This window comes from Niallia sp. FSL W8-1348, from assembly GCF_038006745.1.
GTDB classification, from domain to species: Bacteria; Bacillota; Bacilli; order Bacillales; family Cytobacillaceae; genus Niallia; species Niallia alba.
In genome coordinates this window covers 1,272,193-1,291,977 of record NZ_JBBOVV010000001.1, presented here as the reverse complement: position 1 = coordinate 1,291,977, position 19,785 = coordinate 1,272,193, and the positions used below count along the sequence as shown (strand labels likewise).

The 19,785-nt window shown below is 37.8% G+C and carries 15 protein-coding genes and 1 pseudogene; all 16 read left to right on the top strand.

The window, feature by feature from the left end; all coding sequences use genetic code 11:
- Positions 1-1,275, top strand: coding sequence for an imidazolonepropionase (gene hutI / locus NST60_RS06090; protein WP_341098386.1), 1,275 nt, complete (start codon positions 1-3; stop codon positions 1,273-1,275).
- A 158-nt stretch (positions 1,276-1,433) separates the two neighbouring features.
- Entirely contained in the window at positions 1,434-2,684 is a 1,251-nt protein-coding gene (locus NST60_RS06085; protein WP_016204153.1) for a Zn-dependent hydrolase, read from the top strand.
- Positions 2,685-2,696: 12 nt separating this feature from the next.
- Positions 2,697-4,016 (top strand): amidohydrolase family protein, encoded by a 1,320-nt coding sequence (locus NST60_RS06080; RefSeq protein WP_016204154.1) that lies wholly within the window; start codon positions 2,697-2,699, stop codon positions 4,014-4,016.
- 167 nt (positions 4,017-4,183) lie between these two features.
- Positions 4,184-4,426: pseudogene (locus NST60_RS06075) on the top strand (hypothetical protein); the annotation flags it as partial.
- 90 nt (positions 4,427-4,516) lie between these two features.
- Positions 4,517-5,221: a response regulator transcription factor gene (locus NST60_RS06070; RefSeq protein WP_016204156.1), complete on the top strand. Its 705-nt coding sequence runs from the start codon at positions 4,517-4,519 to the stop codon at positions 5,219-5,221.
- Positions 5,218-6,219, top strand: coding sequence for a sensor histidine kinase (locus tag NST60_RS06065; RefSeq protein ID WP_169188006.1), 1,002 nt, complete (start codon positions 5,218-5,220; stop codon positions 6,217-6,219). Before NST60_RS06070 ends, NST60_RS06065 begins: the two co-directional genes overlap by 4 nt.
- 82 nt (positions 6,220-6,301) lie before the next feature.
- Positions 6,302-7,066 carry an ABC transporter ATP-binding protein gene (locus NST60_RS06060; protein WP_016204158.1) on the top strand — a complete coding sequence of 255 codons (765 nt, stop codon included), beginning with the start codon at positions 6,302-6,304 and terminating at the stop codon, positions 7,064-7,066.
- A complete protein-coding gene (locus NST60_RS06055) occupies positions 7,041-8,939 on the top strand; it encodes an ABC transporter permease (RefSeq protein ID WP_341098382.1) in 1,899 nt (632 codons plus the stop codon). Before NST60_RS06060 ends, NST60_RS06055 begins: the two co-directional genes overlap by 26 nt.
- Before the next feature lie 277 nt (positions 8,940-9,216).
- Entirely contained in the window at positions 9,217-10,053 is an 837-nt protein-coding gene (gene licT / locus NST60_RS06050) for a BglG family transcription antiterminator LicT (protein WP_016204159.1), read from the top strand.
- 136 nt (positions 10,054-10,189) lie between these two features.
- Complete coding sequence (locus NST60_RS06045) at positions 10,190-12,067, top strand: beta-glucoside-specific PTS transporter subunit IIABC (protein ID WP_016204160.1); 1,878 nt, start codon at positions 10,190-10,192, stop codon at positions 12,065-12,067.
- An 11-nt stretch (positions 12,068-12,078) separates the two neighbouring features.
- Complete coding sequence (locus NST60_RS06040) at positions 12,079-13,515, top strand: 6-phospho-beta-glucosidase (RefSeq protein WP_169188009.1); 1,437 nt, start codon at positions 12,079-12,081, stop codon at positions 13,513-13,515.
- A 687-nt stretch (positions 13,516-14,202) separates the two neighbouring features.
- Positions 14,203-14,934: a 5-oxoprolinase subunit PxpB gene (gene pxpB, locus NST60_RS06035; RefSeq protein WP_224427480.1), complete on the top strand. Its 732-nt coding sequence runs from the start codon at positions 14,203-14,205 to the stop codon at positions 14,932-14,934.
- The gene (locus NST60_RS06030) at positions 14,922-15,890 is read left to right on the top strand and encodes a 5-oxoprolinase subunit C family protein (RefSeq protein WP_341098380.1); all 969 of its coding nucleotides are present in this window, start codon (positions 14,922-14,924) and stop codon (positions 15,888-15,890) included. Before pxpB ends, NST60_RS06030 begins: the two co-directional genes overlap by 13 nt.
- Positions 15,891-16,498: 608 nt before the next feature.
- On the top strand, positions 16,499-17,722 hold the full coding sequence (locus tag NST60_RS06025) for a Bcr/CflA family multidrug efflux MFS transporter (protein WP_341098379.1): 1,224 nt from the start codon (positions 16,499-16,501) through the stop codon (positions 17,720-17,722).
- Positions 17,723-17,971: 249 nt separating this feature from the next.
- Positions 17,972-19,129: a sensor histidine kinase gene (locus tag NST60_RS06020; protein ID WP_341098378.1), complete on the top strand. Its 1,158-nt coding sequence runs from the start codon at positions 17,972-17,974 to the stop codon at positions 19,127-19,129.
- Positions 19,107-19,739, top strand: a complete 633-nt coding sequence (locus NST60_RS06015; protein WP_169188013.1) for a response regulator — start codon at positions 19,107-19,109, stop codon at positions 19,737-19,739. Before NST60_RS06020 ends, NST60_RS06015 begins: the two co-directional genes overlap by 23 nt.
- Positions 19,740-19,785: the final 46 nt, after the last annotated feature.

The window sequence follows — 19,785 nt, the reverse complement described above, 5'->3', positions numbered from 1 at the left end:
TTGGCAGAGATTTTATTTATAAAACATGCTGCACAATTGATTACAGTAGAAGGGCATACGGCAACACCAGCTAAAAAACAAGCGATGAACAAAATTACTGTAATTGAAAATGGTGCTGTACTTGTTAAGGATGGCAGGATTGTTGATGTTGGAGAAACAAGTGCAATCGAAGCAAAATATCCGGAATGGATTGCTCATGCTAAACAAATAAATGCGACGAATAAAACAGTAACACCAGGTTTAATCGATCCACATACCCATCTCGTTCATGCTGGAACAAGAGAAAATGAATATGCAATGCGTCTTCAAGGCAAAACCTATATGGATATTATGAACGCGGGTGGAGGAATTCATGCTACTACTCGCGCGACGCAAGAAGCAACATTCGAGCAGTTATACGCAGAGTCGAAAGCAAGATTAGATAAATTCTTACTCCATGGAGTGACGACAGTAGAAGCAAAAAGTGGCTACGGTTTATCGCTGGAACATGAAATAAAACAGCTTGAGGTAGCAAAAAAACTCCAGCAAGATCACCAGATGGATATCGTTTCTACTTTTATGGGGGCACATGCCATCCCTCTTGCTGATCAAAATAATCCAGAACGCTTTGTCGAGGAAGTAGTAAATGAGATGATTCCAGAAGTCGCACGCAGAGGATTAGCTACTTTCAATGACGTCTTTTGTGAACGCGGCGTATTTACGCCAAAACAATCTCGGCGCATATTAGAAGCTGGAAAAGAACATGGATTAATTCCGAAAATCCATGCCGATGAAATTGAACCATACGCTGGGGCAGAGCTAGCAGCAGAAGTGGGCGCGATATCTGCAGATCATTTATTAAGGGCTTCAAATCAAGGGATTGAACAGATGGCAGAGCGTGATGTTATAGGTGTTTTATTACCAGGCACTGCTTTTTTCCTGATGGCAGAATTTGCGGAAGCAAGAAAAATGATCGACCGTGGCGTTGCCGTTGCTTTATCGACAGATGCCAATCCAGGCTCCTCTCCGACACTATCACTTCCATTCATTATGAATCTTGGCTGCTTGAAGATGGGGATGACACCAGAAGAGGTTCTCACCGCAACAACCATAAATGCAGCACATGCCATTGGCCGTGCAGATACGATAGGCAGTTTAGAAAAAGGCAAACAAGCAGATATAACGATTTTTGACGTACCTAATTATCTAACTTTATCGTATCAATATGGTATGAATCACGTTGATACAGTCATAAAAAAAGGCGTTCCAGTTGTCGTAGGAAAACAGTTTCAATAAAAGGAAGGAATGAGTGGTGGAGATAGTCATCATTTTTCCACTGAAAGTATGATGACTTTTATCCGACTTTTAACGGGGAGTAAGACCGAACTGATGGGAGTTCTTTCTTAATCAAGGATGATTGAGGGCATTGGATGAATGAGAGAGGGGGAGGATTGATGAAGAAGCTTAGTGTAAATAAACAACGAATCGAAGCGAAACTTTTTGCATTAGGCAAAATTGGCCGTAATGAAAATGGAGGGTTGGACCGGACAACATTTACTCCAGCTGAAATCGAAGCGAGGAACTGGTTGAAAAAGGAGCTTAATCGACTATGTTTAACTGTCCATGTTGATCAAGCGGCAAACATATGGGCGAGGAGAGAAGGGACTAATCCCGAATTGCCAGTCCTTGCTTTTGGTTCCCATATCGATTCTGTGCCAAATGGAGGCATGTATGATGGAGCGCTTGGTGTGATCCTTGCGCTGGAAGTAATGCATGTGTTGGAGGAATATGGAGTAAAGACAAAACATCCATTAGAGCTTGTTTCTTTTAGTGCAGAGGAACCAAACCCATTTGGTCTATCGACATTTGGCAGCAGAGCGATGACGGGAAAATTAACTGTTGAATCTATCACTGGTGTCACCAATTCGGATGGCTGCCTGTTAACAGAAGCTTTACGGGAAGCTGGCGGTGATCCCGATAATTTTGCAAGAGCTGTAAGAAGCCCTCATGAATTTGCTGCCTATTTGGAAGTCCATATTGAACAAGGTAAAAGGTTACTACAACGTGAGATCCCTATTGGACTTGTAACTGGGATTACGGGGATTTATCGTGAGGAAGTGACGGTTATTGGGGAAGCGAGTCATGCAGGGACGACATTAATGAAGGATAGAGTGGATGCATTCCTGGCAACTGCTAGCATGGCACTTGCGTTAGAAGAGGTCTTACTACATGATCCCGATGAGGAAGTCGTTGGTACGATTGGTCAGGTTATTGTAAAGCCGAATGCAACGAATATTGTGCCAGGTGAAGTTACATTTTCTTTAGAAATTAGAGGGCAATCAAAGGAGAAAATCCAGGATGTGTTATCACAATGGGAAGATAAAGTACAAATCATTCATCGACATAGAAAAATCAAGGTCATACGAACAGTTAAGCTCAATCAAGCACCAGTAGCGATGAGTGAAAAGATAATAGCATGTTGTGAGGAGCAGGCGAATAAACTGGGCTATCCTACTTATCGATTAGGAAGCATGGCGGGCCATGATGCAGCACATATGGCATCTATTACAGCATCTGGTATGTTATTTGTTCCTAGTTTAGCAGGGAAAAGTCATTGTCCAGAAGAGGCAAGTCGGATTGTAGACATTGAAAAAGCTGGAAACGTATTATTGCATTCTATTTTGGCATTGGATAACAGCCTATAAGGAGGCAAAAGCATGGGGCATTTATTTATAGCGGATAGTGTTTATACAAATGCAAAGTTTCATGACCAATATAGCTTCTTTGTGGAAAATGGTGTGATAAAAGAGATTGGTCCGACTGGACAGTTAAAAGAAAAATATAAAGGGGCAAGTATCCATTCATTAGAAGGAAAGACGGTTATTCCAGGCACCGTAAATTCACATAATCATTCCTTTCAAAGTTTACTGAGAGGGATTGCTGTAGATCGACCTTTTTTAGAATGGCGGGATGAAGCATTATATAAATATACACCTTACTTAGATGAAGAGGCGATTTACACTGGTGCATTATTTGCGTTTGGGGAGATGCTACGCTATGGAGCGACGACTGTCAGCGATTTTTTCTATGTCCATAACAATGGGGTAGCGTATGATGAAGCCGTGATTCAAGCAGCAAAGGATGTTGGAATTAGACTCGTTTTAGCACGAACGATGTATGATTGGGATGGGGCTCCGAAAGCTTATATGGAGACAATAAATCAAGCTGTTTCAAGGACGTATCAGTTAGCAAAAAAATATCAAGGCAGTTCAATGGTACATATACAGCCTGCGCCACACAGCCCTCATGCCGCATCTCCAGAAATGATTAAAGCTGGGCATCGTCTCGCATGTGAAATAGATACCCCCTTCCATATTCATGTAGCAGAGGAACCGTTTGAGGTCGAAGAGACGTTAGAAAAATATCGACTTCGACCAGTTCATTATTTGGATTCATTAGGAGTAGTAGATGAGCGCATGATTGCGATTCATTTAGTTTGGCTAGAGCAAACGGAAATAGAGCTGTTAGGTTCACGAAACACATCCCTTGTATATTGCCCTTCCAGCAATATGTTTCTCGCTGATGGAATTACGAAAATTCCCGACTTAGCCAAAGCAGGAGTGAACATCACCTTAGGATCAGACGGTGCATGTAGCAATAATCGAATATCTGTTTTTGAAGAAATGAGAATGTGTTCGATTTTACAAAAAGTAGATAGACTTGATGGAACATGTGTGAATGCCCAGCAAGTATTTGAGATGGGAACGAAAAATGCCGGAGAAATATTGCATTTGCCAATCGGAAAATTAGAACAGGGGATGCAAGCAGATTTTGTAGCGATTGATACGAATGATCTATCGTTGCTGCCAAAGACAAATTTAATCGCAAATATTGTCTATTCAATGCAGCCCAATGCTATTAAAGATGTTTTTGTAGAAGGAAAACAGATTGTAGGAGATGGGAAGCTCTTGACGGTTTCGGAGGATGCTATAGGGAAGCGGGTTAATGCTTTTTTTGAAAGAAATAGAGGGAGATAAGGTGAAATTTCAAATATGGCTGAGCAGTAGGATTTCTTACTGCGTTTATATATATTGAAACAACTGGCTATATTTCTATCGAAGCAGAACATTATTTCTTGAATAAGGATGCTACGAATAAGCAAGGAGATATTTATCGATTTGATGTGCTTTAGGGCTATGGCAAGACTTTATCTGCTATGAAGGCTTTTCCAACAACTGAATATATTACTGCAGGAGAAGATGTACCTTATCTGGAGTATCATTTTGTTGTATCAGAAGCAGGAGCGCATGAAATAGAATTATATATGCAGCCTTCTAATCCAGTGACAAAGGATAATATGTTATTCTGTGACATCCAAGCAAATGAGGATGACATCAACGTTGTGAATATCATTATGTGGGAGATATCTTTTTGTACAATATGTTAAGATATGGACAAAATAAATGATAACAATAGTTTTAAAAGAATTACCTATGTTACATTTAATGTAATAGACTTGAATCAATAGGAGTAAAAAATGCAGAAAATCATGATTATTGAAGACGATGCGAAAATCGCAGAATATCTCAGCACCTACATAAAAAAATATGGATATGAGGCGATCATAACGATCGATTTTGAAAACATAATAGATACATTTAGAGAAGTGCAGCCGGACATTCTACTACTGGATATTAATCTTCCTAGTTATGACGGCTACTATTGGTGTCGGCAAATTCGTAAAGAATCCATTTGCCCAGTAATTTTTATTTCAGCGAGAACAGGTGAGATGGACCAAGTAATGGCGATTGAAAATGGTGGGGATGATTTCATTACAAAACCCTTTCATCCCGATATTGTTATGGCGAAAATTAGAAGTCAATTACGCCGTGCATACGGCGAATATGCGACTAAGCATGAGGAAAGAGTGCTTCATCAAGAGGGTTTGAGCTTATATCCGGAACGTTTTGAATTACGATTTAAAGACAAAGTGACCCAATTGACTAAAAAGGAAACAGACATTATCGAAAGCTTACTTGATCGATATCCTCGTGTTGCTGGACGGCAGGATTTATTAGCAAAGCTTTGGGATGACGAAGCATATGTTGATGAGAATACATTGAATGTAAATATTGCTCGTGTCCGGAAAAAGTTCCAAGAGCTAGGGATTGAAGAGGCTGTGGAAACGGTAAGAGGGGCGGGGTATCGTTTGCGTCCGACTTGGAAAGAGGGACATGCATGAAGCTATTCCTTCGCGAGCATATTTTATTGATAATGGTACAACTGTTCCAATGTGTTTTGATTCCTTTTCTATTTTGGTTGGATGGTTACCGGGGGATAGGAGTAAGTCTATATGCTATTTTTCTATCAATCGTATTTATAACAGCATTCCTGCTATATCAATATATAAGTAGAAGAAAATTCTATCAAAGGTTGGAGAGTCCAATGGAAACATTGGATGGATCGCTTGAGACTGCCGAAGCAAAACCCATTGCAGAAGCTCTTGATCAATTATTAATCGCACAATATCGTTTATTCCAAGAAGAAATCCAAAAAGCAGAGGAACGACAGGATGAGCATTTACTATTTATGGATCGTTGGGTTCATCAAATGAAAACACCACTTTCTGTTATTGAGCTAACAGCACAAACGCTTGATGAGCCAGAATCATCAAGTATCCGGGAAGAGACGGACCGAATGCGAAACGGGTTGAATACCGTTCTTTATATGGCAAGACTTCGTACCATTACAGAGGATTTTCAGATTAAGCCTGTTATTCTTTCCAAGCTAATACACGAAGTGAATCAGGAAAACAAGCGCTTTTACATTCGCAATGAAGTGTATCCTCAATTTAAAGAAGAAAAGCCAGGAATAACAGTAGAGACAGATGAAAAGTGGCTCTTTTTTCTCTTAACACAGCTTGTACATAATGCCGTTAAATATTCGACAGGAAAAGCAAAGCATCTTATTCTTTCCCTTTATGAAAAGTCAGGGGAAGCCATTCTTGAAGTGCAAGATTTTGGGGTGGGGATACCAGTTGTAGATGTGAAACGTATTTTTAATAAATTTTATACAGGAGAAAATGGGCGCAAATATCGAGAATCTACCGGTATGGGGCTTTATTTAGTTAAAGAAGTAGCGGAAAGATTAGAACATCGTGTTGAATTGGAATCAAAGGTCGGAGTAGGCACAACGGTAAGGATTATTTTTTCCAACACGCAAAACCTTACATCCATGTAAGGTTAATGAAAGCATAATCGATAGTATGGCATATCTCATTCAGGCTATACTTTTACTAGAATTGTTGGAGAGGAGAAAGATTATGCTTAAACTTAAAAACGTAAGTAAGGTTTACGAAGGAAAAGTAGCTTACCGTGCCCTTACTGATATTAATTTTGAAATAGAAAAAGGCGAATTTGTTGTGATCATGGGTCCTTCTGGAAGTGGGAAGACAACTTTATTAAATATTATTTCTACGAATGACGCCCCTACGGCAGGCTCTGTTGAGATGGAAGGGAAAATGCCACATACGCTCAAAAAAAATGCACTGGCTAAGTTCCGAAGAAATGAATTAGGATTTATCTTTCAGGATTTTAATCTATTGCATACATTAACGGTGGAAGAAAATATTGTCTTGCCATTAACTTTAGATGGTTCTCCTGTCAAAGAAATGAAGAGGAAGGCAGAAGAGATTGCCAAAGATTTGGGTATCTCAGCCATTCTAAATAAACGCACTTACGAAATTTCAGGTGGTCAGGCACAGCGGGTCGCTATTGCAAGAGCGATGATTCATGAACCTAAGCTATTATTGGCAGATGAGCCAACAGGAAACCTAGATTCGAAAGCAGCAAAAGATGTGATGAATATGCTTGTTTCCATTAATGAGAAGAAGCAAACGAGCTTGTTAATGGTAACACATGATCCACAAGCAGCTAGTTATTCAGATAGAGTAATCTTTATTCGTGATGGAAAGCTGCATTCGGAAATTCATAGAGGGGATAGTAGGCAAGCATTTTTCCAAAAAATAATCGATATGCTTTCGTTGATGGGAGGCGACGGAAATGACTTTTCGTCAGTTCGCGTTTAATAACGTCCTACGCAATAAACGGCTGTATATTGCGTACTTCCTAAGCAGCATGTTTACGGTAATGGTTTTCTTCACTTTTGCTATCTTTGCTTTCCATCCGGCCTTTTCAGATGCCAGCGTTAATGAAACGGCTGTATTTGGAATGGGGGTTGCTGGCGGAATTATTTATGTGTTTTCTTTCTTTTTTGTTTTATATTCGATGAGTTCTTTCTTACAGTCACGAAAGAAAGAATTTGGCTTATTAATGATGTTTGGAGCATCCAATCGGCAGATTCGCCTCTTAGTTTTCTTAGAAAATATATTAATTGGATTTTTTGCGACAGTAAGTGGTATTTTAACAGGATTAGTATTTGCAAAAGTCATTCTTTTGATTGCTGAGAATGTTTTAATTATTAGCGAATCATTGGATTTTTATTTCCCTACATGGGCAATTATCGTGACATTTATTAGTTTTCTTATTCTCTTTTTCCTTATTTCGGTCTTTGTTTCGTTTATTCTTCGTACCAATAAATTGATTGATTTAATAAAGGGAGACAAAAAGTCAAAAGGAGAGCCGAAAGCTTCTTTACTTCTATCCATTCTAGCAGCGTTGCTTCTGCTTGTAGGTTATGGTACTGTGGTTTATGTGAAGGGGTTATTTGTGATTTACGCAATGATACCAGTTATTGTCGTAGTGACACTAGGGACTTATCTTTTATTTACTCAATTGAGCGTGTATGTCATCCGAAAGCTAAAAGGCAATAAGTCTATCTTTTGGAAAAAAACAAATATGCTACTGTTCTCCGATTTATCCTTTCGGATGAAGGATAATGCAAGAACCTTTTTCTTGGTGGCAATTATCTCCACAGTTGCTTTTAGTGCAATTGGGACCCTATACGGTTTCCAAGCGTACTTAACAAAAGGGATAAAAGATATAAATCGATACACTTTCACTTATTCTCCATTAGGAGATGATAGCAAAGAGGTAATCGAAAAAGATATTAGCCAAGTGAATGCTATTCTTAAAGATGAAAAATTGGATGCGATGATAGAACAGGTTCAGCTGAACTATTATCAAGTAACTGGAAAAAAGGAGAGCGTCTTAATTGCGAGAGCATCTGATTATAATAGCTTTGCTGGGCTAATTGGAGAGACAGAACTTCATCCTAAGGAAAACGAAGCGATTGTCGTGGAACAAAGTGATGCAGTCTTAATGAATGGGAAATCGAAAGCCAGTAAAGAGTTAATGGAAACAGCTATTCCTTTAAAAAGCGGTCAAGAAATATCTCCGACTCGAGTAATCGAAGCGTCTGTTTTAACAGAAATAAAGGCTTATTATGTAGTGAATGATAAGATTTATGACCAGCTTAATGAACCAATAGAAAGTAATCACAGTGTCGTATGGCAAGTGAAAGAAGGACAAACAGATAAAGTAGTTGAAGTAGGGAAACAATTAGATAAAGAATTACCGTTTAAAGCTTTTTCTGTTGACTATACAATTTATCAAATCAATAAAGCATATGGACCGATTCTCTTTATCGGCTTGTTTATTGGAATTGTATTCTTCGTTTCTGCAGGAAGCTTTCTCTACTTCCGCTTATTCACCGATTTAGAAGAAGAAAAGCGCAAATTCCAATCGATTGCGAAAATTGGATTAACGGAGAGTGAGTTAAAAAGAGTCGTGAATAGACAAATAGCCCTGTTATTTTTCTCACCGATTATAGTAGCATTAATTCACGGTTCCGTTGCACTAACTGCCTTATCTCATTTCTTTGACTTTAATATCACAGTAGAGGCCTCGTTAGTATTAGGAAGCTTTGCTTTTATTCAGCTTCTTTATTTCTTGATTGTTCGCTACTTCTACGTTAAACAGGTGAAAAGAATCATCCTTTAAGTCATAATATGTGGAAAAGAATAAGGCGTATAAATTGGTTGGGAAAAACTAATTTATACGCCTTATTTGTTAACCGCAAAGCGAGTTTTCGATCAGTCTTCCCCGTTCTTGATCGGACTTAACGAGGGATAGTAGTTTTCGAGATTTTCAGGAAATATCAAATTGACAGTAGAAATTACCTATGCTAGACTGACTTTAAAGGATTGTTACCGCTTTATTGTGGGCTATACCTATTTTTTGTTGTAGATGAAGAAAATAAAAGAATAGGGACTATCTTATGAATGTATTGAAAGTGATTAATAATAATATCGTATTGTCTAGGAATGATGATAATCAAGAACTTGTCGTGATGGGGAAAGGGCTAGGCTTTAAGAAAAAGGTCGGCGACACTATTGATGAAACGAAGATTGAGAATATGTATCTCAGTTCAAAAGAGTGGAGTGTCAATAAATTAACCCAGATGTTATCTTCGATTCCGATGGAACATATTCAGGTAGCAAATGAAATCATCAGCTTTGCAAAAGTTTCGCTTGGGAAAAAACTAAGTGAAAATATCTTCTTAACATTAACCGATCATATCAGTTATGCAATTGAGCGCTATGAGAATGGAATGGAAATCAAGAATGCTCTTCTTTGGGAGATTAAACGATTTTATAATCATGAATTCTTGATTGGAAAAGAAGCGTTATCGATTGTAAAAAACCGACTCAGTGTTGATTTACCAGAAGATGAAGCTGGATTTATCGCCTTGCATATTGTCAATGCGGAGCTTGATATGGGCCAAGTTAGTCGAGTATCAGAAATGGCAAAGGTTATCCAAAATATCCTTAATATTGTAAAATATCATTTTAAAATTGATTTGGACGAGTATTCGCTTAATTATGAACGATTTATCACGCACTTGAAATTTTTCTTTCAACGAATGTTCAGTGGTGTTAAATTGGATGATGCAGGAACGTCCAGTTTCATTTTCATGCTGAAGGAAAAGTATACTAATGAGTATGCTTGTGCATTGAAAATTAGAGAGTATATTAAGAAAGAATTTGGAAGAGAACTAGAAGAAGATGAGTTAATCTATCTGACGATTCATATAAAAAGAATAACCAGTGATTAGGATTGTTACTGATAATGCAGGCTATACCTAAATGAAACACCGCTAACTGTTGTCGGGTTTCATTTAGGTATTTTTTTTATTCCTTTTCTACTACAACAAACATTTTTAGGTTTTACAAGAATGGAGGACAAACCGGATGAATTATCAAGAGTTAGCGAAATTAATTATCGATAAGGTTGGTGGTGAGGGAAATGTGAAAAGTTTGACTCACTGTGCAACACGATTACGTTTTAATTTAAAGGACGATCAAAAAGCAGAGGAAAAAACGTTAAAAAATACTCCAGGAATAATGGGGGTAGTAAATAAAGGAGGACAATACCAAGTTATCATTGGAAGTGATGTAGGTAATGTTTATAAAGAGATCATTAACCAAACTAATATTTCTAATGATGGGGGAGAAGAGAAAGTAGAAGATAAGCGATCTGCCTTTGCCAAAGTAATTGATACCATTACGGGAATCTTTACCCCAATTCTTCCAGCTATTACGGCAGCGGGGATGTTAAAAGCAGTTTTATCTATATTAGTAGTGTCTAAGGTGCTGACAACAGAAAGTCAAACTTATCAGATTATTAATTTCATGGCAGATGCTGCATTCTATTTTTTACCTATCTTGCTAGCGGCTTCTTCTGCACAAAAGTTTAAAGCAAATATGTTTTTAGCTATGATGGTTGGAGGAATCCTACTGCATCCAAATTTCGTTGCAATGGTTACGGCTGCGAAAGAGAGTGGAGAAGCGATAAAGTTGATGGGGCTTCCTATTTCGGCAGTATCCTATTCCTCTTCTGTTATTCCGATTATTCTATCTGTATGGTTTATGTCCTATATTGAACCAATTGCAGACAAAGTTTCACCTAAGGCTATTAAGTTCTTTAGTAAACCATTGATTACCATTTTTATAGTAGGAACAGTTAGTTTAGTAGTATTAGGACCAATAGGATATTTAATTAGTGATGCTATATCAAACGGGATAACAGCTTTAGAATCGGTTAGTCCGTGGATTGTGCCATTATTGGTTGGAACATTTACTCCATTGCTTGTTGCAACAGGTACCCACTATGGTCTAGTTCCAATTGGTATTAACAATCGTATGACAACTGGTTTTGATACAGTGATTTATCCAGGAATGCTTGCTTCCAATGTGAGTCAAGGTGCTGCTGCAATTGGTGTTGGTATTAAATCAAAAGATAGTACGATTAAGCAATTAGCTTATTCTGCAGGTTTGACTGGGCTGTTTGGTATTACAGAACCGGCTCTATACGGGGTTAACTTACGCTTTAAGACACCACTATATGCTGCAATGATTGGTGGAGCAGCCGGTGGACTATTTATGGGGATTTTCAGAGTGCGAAACTTCTCTGGTGGTTCACCAGGTCTCCTAACTTTACCGAGTTATATTGGGGATAACACGTTAACTTTCTTCTATTATGCATGTATTGGTGCAGTTATTAGTATTGTTGTAACATTCATCGCCACATTAATTCTATATAAAGATCAAGCTGCTGAAGAGACAGCAGAATCAAACGAAGCGCCGACAAATGCAACGCCGAAATTGAATATCAGTGGAGCAACGATTGTTTCCCCACTGCAAGGAAAATTACACCGTTTAAAACAAGTAGATGATGGCATGTTTTCTGAAGAAATTTTAGGACAAGGTGTAGCAATTGAACCAACGGAAGGCACCGTCCTATCACCAGTGAATGGTACCGTTAGTGCAATATTTGATTCCAAGCATGCTATTGGGATTACAAGTGAAGACGGAGTAGAGTTGTTGATTCATGTTGGTATCGATACGGTTCAACTGAATGGTGCAGGATACGAGTATTCCGTGGAAAAAGATCAAGAAATCAAAATAGGTGACAAATTAATTCAATTTGATTTGGAAGGAATTAAAGCAAAAGGATATAAAACGATTACGCCTGTTGTCATTACAAACTCAGCAGAAGTAGGAGATATTCTTATTGCAAATGAAGGCCCAATTAAATTTGGCGAGGAAATCATCAAAGTCATGAAATAGGAGGAACAAAAATGGGATTTGGAAAAGATTTTTTATGGGGCGGTGCAACCGCTGCGAATCAATGTGAAGGTGGATTTAACGAAGGTGGCAGAGGCTTAGCGAATGTTGATGTGATTCCAACTGGTCCAGATCGCAGAAGCATTATTACTGGTAAAAAGAAAATGTTTGATTTTGAGGAAGGCTATTTTTATCCTGCGAAAGAAGCCATTGATATGTATCATCATTACAAAGAAGATATTGCTCTATTCGGGGAAATGGGGTTTAAAACATATCGATTATCCATTGCCTGGAGCCGTATTTTTCCAAAAGGGGATGAAATGAAACCTAATGAAGAGGGACTAAAGTTTTACGAGGATCTATTTAAAGAATGTCATAAATATGGAATCGAACCGTTAGTGACTATTACTCACTTTGATTGTCCAATGCATTTAATCGAGCAGTATGGCGGCTGGAGAAACCGAGAACTGATTGATTTTTATAAACGTTTATGCACTGTATTGTTTACTCGCTATAAGGGGCTTGTTAAATACTGGCTGACTTTCAATGAAATCAATATGATTCTTCATGCACCATTTCTTGGAGCAGGACTCTGCTTTGAAGAAGGCGAAAATGAAGAACAAGTAAAATATCAAGCGGCACACCATGAACTAGTAGCAAGTGCTGAAGCAACAAAAATCGCTCATGAAATCGATCCAGAGAATAAGGTAGGATGTATGCTGGCAGCTGCGAGTTACTATCCTTATAGTTGTCGACCAGAAGATGTCTGGGAAGCGAAGAAAAAGGACCGAGGAAATTACTTTTTCATAGATGTTCAATCTAAAGGAGCTTATCCTGCCTATGCAGTAAAAGAATTAGAGAGAAAAGGCATTGAAGTTGAAATGACTGCAAATGATGTAGAAGTTTTAAAAGAAAATACGGTTGATTTCATATCGTTCTCTTATTATGCTTCTAGGGTTGCAGCAGCTGAAGATTCCGATGTGGAAAAGACAGCCGGTAATTTATTCCCAACGGTAAAGAACCCATATCTTCAATCAAGTCAATGGGGATGGCAGATTGATCCATTAGGTTTACGTATTACAATGAATGATTTATATGATCGTTATCAGAAGCCTTTATTCATCGTTGAAAATGGGCTTGGTGCAATCGATGCACCAGATGAAGCAGGGTATGTAGAAGATGATTATCGCATTGAGTATCTAGCTGCACATCTTCAAGCAATGAAGGATGCAGTCGATGAAGACGGTGTCGATTTGCTTGGCTATACGAGCTGGGGCTGTATTGATCTAGTATCGGCAGGAACTGGTGAAATGAAAAAACGCTATGGTTTTATCTATGTAGACCGTGATAATGAAGGAAACGGCACATTGCAAAGATCGAAAAAGAAGTCATTTCATTGGTATAAGAAAGTAATTGCTTCTAATGGAGAGGATTTATCCAACCAATTGTAATATAGGATAGTTAGTAATGCGTACAAGAGTTTCTTGTACGCATTATTTGAGTCTTATAAGGGAGAGTCGCAAGTAAAAGGGGGAGAGTCGCAAGTAAAAGGGGGAAAGTCGCAAGTAAGAGGGGGAAGTCGCAAGTAAAAGAGGGAAAGTCGCAAGTAAGAGGGGGAGAGTCGCAAGTAAAAGGGGGAAAGTCGCAAGTAAAAGGGGAGAGTCGCAAGTAAAAGGGGGAAAGTCGCAAGTAAGAGGGGGAGAGTCGCAAGTAAGAGGGGGAAAGTCGCAAGTAAAAGGGGGAAAGTCGCAAGTAAAAGGGGGAAAGTCACAAGTAAAAGAGCGAATATCGCAAGGAAAAGAAGGTGGATTTACAACCACAGTTTACGTTTCCGAGCAACCGGAAAGAAGAATCTAAATTAACAATCTGTTATTGGATAATAAGTCGTAATTTTTAAAAAATTAATAAAAACACTATTTACAAACAATAACCAGAGGTTTATGATAACCGGTATAAAGTGAATGGTAGAATAATAAATTACATCAAAGTACAACCATGCGATTTTTTAACCTCTCTAGACGAACATAAAATTTTCCACTTTAATACAAACAGATATTTTCATAAATGGATAGTTCGTAAAATAAAAGTCGATTAGAGAATGATACAAGTAAAAGGTTAATTTCAAGAGGTGAGTAGCTTTGGAGGTAAAACGAACAAGGAAGATTGATTATTTGCCAATGGGAGAACAGATTTTAATCGTCCAGTTTGAAGATGTTTTATCCATCGAAAACAACCAAATGGTTCAACATTTTGCCCAATTAACAAGGACTTTAAAAATAGAAGGGGTAAAAGATATTGTCACAGCGATGAGTAATTTCTCCATAATGTATGATCCACTATTGATAAGTTTTGAGCAATTAAAAGAGAAGCTAGCCCAAATTGAATTAACAGAAATACATGGAACGAAGAAAAAGTCTCGAGTTGTCCATATCCCAGTTGTTTTCGATGAACAGCATGGTCCAGATTTAGCTGAATTAGCAAAGATCACTGGTTATAGTGTCCAAGAAATTATAAAAATGATTACTTCAAAGACCTATTATGTTTATATGCTTGGATTTATTGCTGGCCTGCCGTATATGGGAGATATAGACGAACGAATTATTGTTCCTAGAAAGTCTAATCCAACAGGAAAAGTTCCTAAAGGGACTGTTGCTATTGCGAACCGGATGACATCTATTTATACAGTTGAATCTCCAGGAGGGTGGCACCTAGTAGGATGGACACCAATGAATATCTTTGATGTAACACAGAATCCTCCTAACTTTATCGGAGCAGGGGATTATGTTAAATATGAGCCGATTTCATCAGAAGATGCTTATAAATGGAGCAAACAAGTACGTAAAGAGCGGAATCAATTATGGAATATATAAAATGTTTAAAGCCAGGTTTATTAACAACCATTCAAGATTTGGGGAGGCATTCCTATCAATCATTTGGTGTTTCAGCTTGTGGAGCAATGGATCCACTATCCTTAAAACTGGCTAATATTATTGTCGGCAACCCACAAGATTATGCTGTTCTAGAAATAACATTACTAGGACCAGAAATACTCTTCAAGGGAGAAGGAGTCATTGCAATTACGGGGGCTGACTTATCACCAACATTAAATGAAAAAGAGCTGCCTATGTGGAGAGCTATTCACGTACATGAAGGGGATATTTTGAAATTTGCAAAAGTAAGAACTGGATGTCGCAGTTATCTTGCTATCCTTGGTGGAATGCTTGTTCCAGAAGTAATGGGAAGTAAATCAACTTTTCTTCGCGGAAATTATGGAGGAATAGAAGGAAGAGCACTCAAAAAAAATGATCGCATTCCAGTAGGACCGATCCATCATAGTTGGATAAAAAAGGTGGAAAATAGGGGAATATCTGATTCGGTTATTCGGAATATCTTTCATAAGGATGCTGTTCGATTTGTATGGGGTCCACATGATAGGGCGTTTAAAGAAGAAGCAAAGGAACTATTTATAGAAAGTGTCTATCAGATTACTAATCAATCTGATCGAATGGGGTATCGTCTTGAAGGAGAAGCGTTATTACATAAAAAATCTGCTGATATACTTAGTGAATTTGTCGCACCAGGAACGATCCAAGTCCCGGCAAACGGCAAGCCAATCTTATTAATGGCAGATTGCCAAATGTTCGGAGGCTATACAAAAATCGGCATGGTCATTGGCGTGGATATTCCTTTAGTAGCACAGAAGAAACCTGGCGATTTTATAAAGTTCCAACCTGTTTCTATCGAGCAAGCGCAAGAAGAATGGAAAAGACAAATGAAATGGTTATCGATTTTAAGTAAAAATAACCCCCATTTAATAGCAAAATAATAGAGAAAATAAAAAACAGTCTGTGTGGCTGTATGAAAATAAAGTTTTAGATATAAATGGTAGATTGAGGTTGGGACATATCAAAATAGATACTCTGTAAAGAATAACGGCTACTTTCGCATACTTTTTACAAGAAGAAATATAATTAGTTGGGAAAATAGAGCAGCCGGAATACACGAAGACGCCACGGGGATTAGCGAGACAGTCTGAGAAGAAAGCAGGAGCGTAGCGACGAAGCGGCTCAGCGCGAGCCCCACGGAAAGCGAAGTGTATTCCGGCTGCGGGAAATCGCACTAAACTTCATGAAAACATCCTTTTAAAACAAATAAAAGACCAAACAATTATACGGAACTTTCATTAGCATCTTCGTATAATTGTTCGGAATTATCCTTGGCTGGAATACTTATGTCCCAGCCACGTCAATTTCTTCTTCAGTAAATGGAATGACCAAATGACTAATTTAAAAAAAGAAGAGCGTAATTGGTGAAAATTTCTTTGTTTCATAATACAATATGTAAGTATGCTTCCTTCTTCTATGAAAGAAGCATTTTTTTAAGGTTAATATTCAAGTAGTTATAGAAAATTTACTGTAGAAAGGCGATAGAAAATTGAATTCACTATCAAAAACTAAACGATTGCAAATTGCTTTTCTATTGGGATCACTTTCCCTATTAGGTCCATTTACAATAGATACATATTTGCCTGCATTTCCAACTATTGTAGACGAATTTCACACGAGTGCTTCCTTAGTGCAAGTTAGTTTAACAACTTGTTTGTTGGGATTGGCTTTGGGCCAGTTAATCATTGGACCAATGAGTGATGTTCAAGGGCGTCGTAAACCATTACTTATTTTTCTTGGTTTATACTTACTTTCTTCATTAATATGTGCGGTTGCACCAAATATTTATATGTTGATCGTTTCTCGTTTCATCCAAGGGTTTGCAGCAGCAGGTGGTCTTGTTATTTCAAGAGCTGTTGTTCGAGATCTATATAGTGGAAGAGAGCTTACAAAGTTTTTTGCCACGTTAATGTTAATCGGAAACCTTGGTCCGATTGTGGCACCTATAATAGGTGGGGCGATTCTTTCTTTTGCAAATTGGAAAGTGGTTTTCCTTGTTTTAACCTGTATTGGGATTATTTTGACTATTGTCGTTGCCTTTAAACTGGAAGAAACCTTACCAGCTGAAAAGCGTGTACCAAGCAATATCAAACAAGTAGTTATGAATTTTGGTTCATTATTGAAGGACCGTGAATTTGCAGGCTATGCATTTACGCAAGGTTTTACTACTGCCGGAATTTTTGCCTATGTATCTGGTATTTCTTTTGTCTATCAAAATATTTATGGTGTTTCTCCTCAAGTCTTTAGTTTATTGTTTGGGATAAACGGGGTTGGCTTAATTATTGGAACACAAATTGTGGGCAGATTATCTAAATTCTCAGAGAGAACATTCTTGAAGAGCGGTTTAGCTCTTTCCATGTCAGCTTCGATTTTATTAGTAATTGCCATTTTAGTTCATGCACCGTTAGTCGCAGTTGCCATACCTATTTTCCTTTTCGTTACTTCCATCAGTATTATAGGAACTTCTTCTTTTTCATTGGCGATGGAAACAAAAGGACATATGGCAGGAAGCGCATCTGCATTATTAGGTCTATTACCATTCTTACTAGGGTCACTAACAGCACCGTTAGTAGGGATTGGAGGAGAACATACAGCTGTGCCGATGGGAGTTATCATTTTCGCATCAAGCTTATTAGCGTTCTTATCCTATTATGTATTGGTGAGAAAATCTTCGTTAAAGGTGAATACACCTAAGCATGTTACCCATAATTAATTCCTTAAACACAATATATGTCTTCTGCAAACAGGTGCTTTCGATTTTAGAAAGCGCCTGTTTTTTTGAAAAAAGAAGCGAAATTTATTCTAGGTGCTTTCTTTTTCGGAAGAATGGGAGTGAGACAAGGGGACTGTTCCCCTTGTCTCTGCTGAGGCTCCGTTCATACATGGTTTAATCCCAGTTAGTGGTGATACAATAATGATGATACAATATAAATACGTTTATTAAAGGAAATGGGGTTAATTCATGAAATCCTATTGGGTATGGCTTGTACTAAACGTGGTTGTATGGCCATTTGCAATTGCCTATACTGATTTAAATATCAATCAATTAACTGGGCAATTATTCGGTGTTGCGCTTTATTTTGCTATCTTTTTTCTTATTCCTTTAGTGAAGAAGAGGCAAAGCTTATTCGTTTTTTTTATATGCTTGAATGTTATTATCGCAACGATTACTTTATTTCCTTCTGATGGTACTATCAATCCATTTCTTATTCTTATCCTTTCCCTTTTAATCGCAGAGGGATTTTATCACTTGACGATTGGTAAGAGCTTAATTATTAGTGTAATTGGATGTGGAGCAATTCTAATAACGGTATTAAATAGTAATCTAGGTCAAATAATAGAGATATTTGTGGAGATTTATATTATTTTTCTTCTTACAGGCTTGTTCGTTTATAAGCAAACAAAGGATCAATGGACAGATCTGGATGCACGGTACCAAGCACTTTTTAGCGAATACCGTGATATAAAGCGAAGAGCTGTTTCTGAAGAGGAACTCGCTAGACAGGAAGAACGTGTATTAATTGCACATGAAATTCATGATTCAGTTGGTCATAAGCTTACGGCATTGATCATGCAACTGGAAATGTTTCGTTTACAAACTTCTGAAGAATATAAGGAAAAGGTACAATCCTTGAAGGAACTTGCTGGAGAGAGCTTAAATGAAACACGAAGGGCAGTAAAATCCTTAAAGGCTAATGATACAGGTGGACTTTCAGGGATATTACGATTGATTCGTAAATTAGAAATGGAGAACATGATTCGTATTCATTTTTCTGTGAAACATGGTGCTTTTTCTGCTCCATTAACTGGTGAGCAATCTTTTGTGATTTATCGTTCTGTTCAAGAGGCATTAACAAATATTATGAAACATAGTAACGCAAAAGAAGCTGAAATTATGTTTGAAGCTCCAGGTAACAGTATTTTTCGTTTTGAAATAAGTAACCCTATTTCGAATCGTTCATTATATAAAGAAGGATTTGGACTTAGTTCTATGCGGGAGCGGTTAGAAAAGTACGGAGGAGATTTAAAAGTAATTAAAACGGATGAACAATTTCGGATAAGTGGATTTATTAAACTTCTCAATATAGGTGATGAACATGGCTCGAATATTACTGGCTGAAGACCAGGTTATGGTAAGACAAGGTTTAAAAATGATGATTGAAACAGAAGAAGAATTTAAAGTGACTGGAGAAACAAATAATGGGAAAGAAGCAATAGATCTATGTGAAAGGATGCAGTTTGATATTGCGATATTAGATATTCGAATGCCCATTATAGATGGTTTAGAAACAGCGAAAATTATTCAATCCCGCTGGCCGCAAATGAAAATATTGATGTTAACGACCTTTGATGATGATCACTATGTAATGGAAGCATTGAGAATTGGTGTTAGTGGCTACATTTTGAAAAATGGCGATACAGATGCGCTACTGCGTTCCATTCATAGTGTATTAAATGGAGGTTTAACTATTGAGGAAAATGTTGCAGCAAAAGTCGTTCCTCAACTAATAAAACAAAACAATAATCCGGAAGCTGACCCTACCCTAACCCCCCGAGAACGGGCTATATTAAAGTGTATTGGAGAAGGGCTTAGCAATAATGAAATTGCAGATAGATTGGCAATCTCCGTTGGAACCGTGAAAAATAATACAAGTAAAATCTTAACAAAACTTGATTTGCGTGATCGTACCCAGTTAGCCATTTATGCAATTCGTCATAATCTTGTTTAAAAAATGTTCTTGTCTCATAGATAAATAACAATAATGTTTGCGGAAC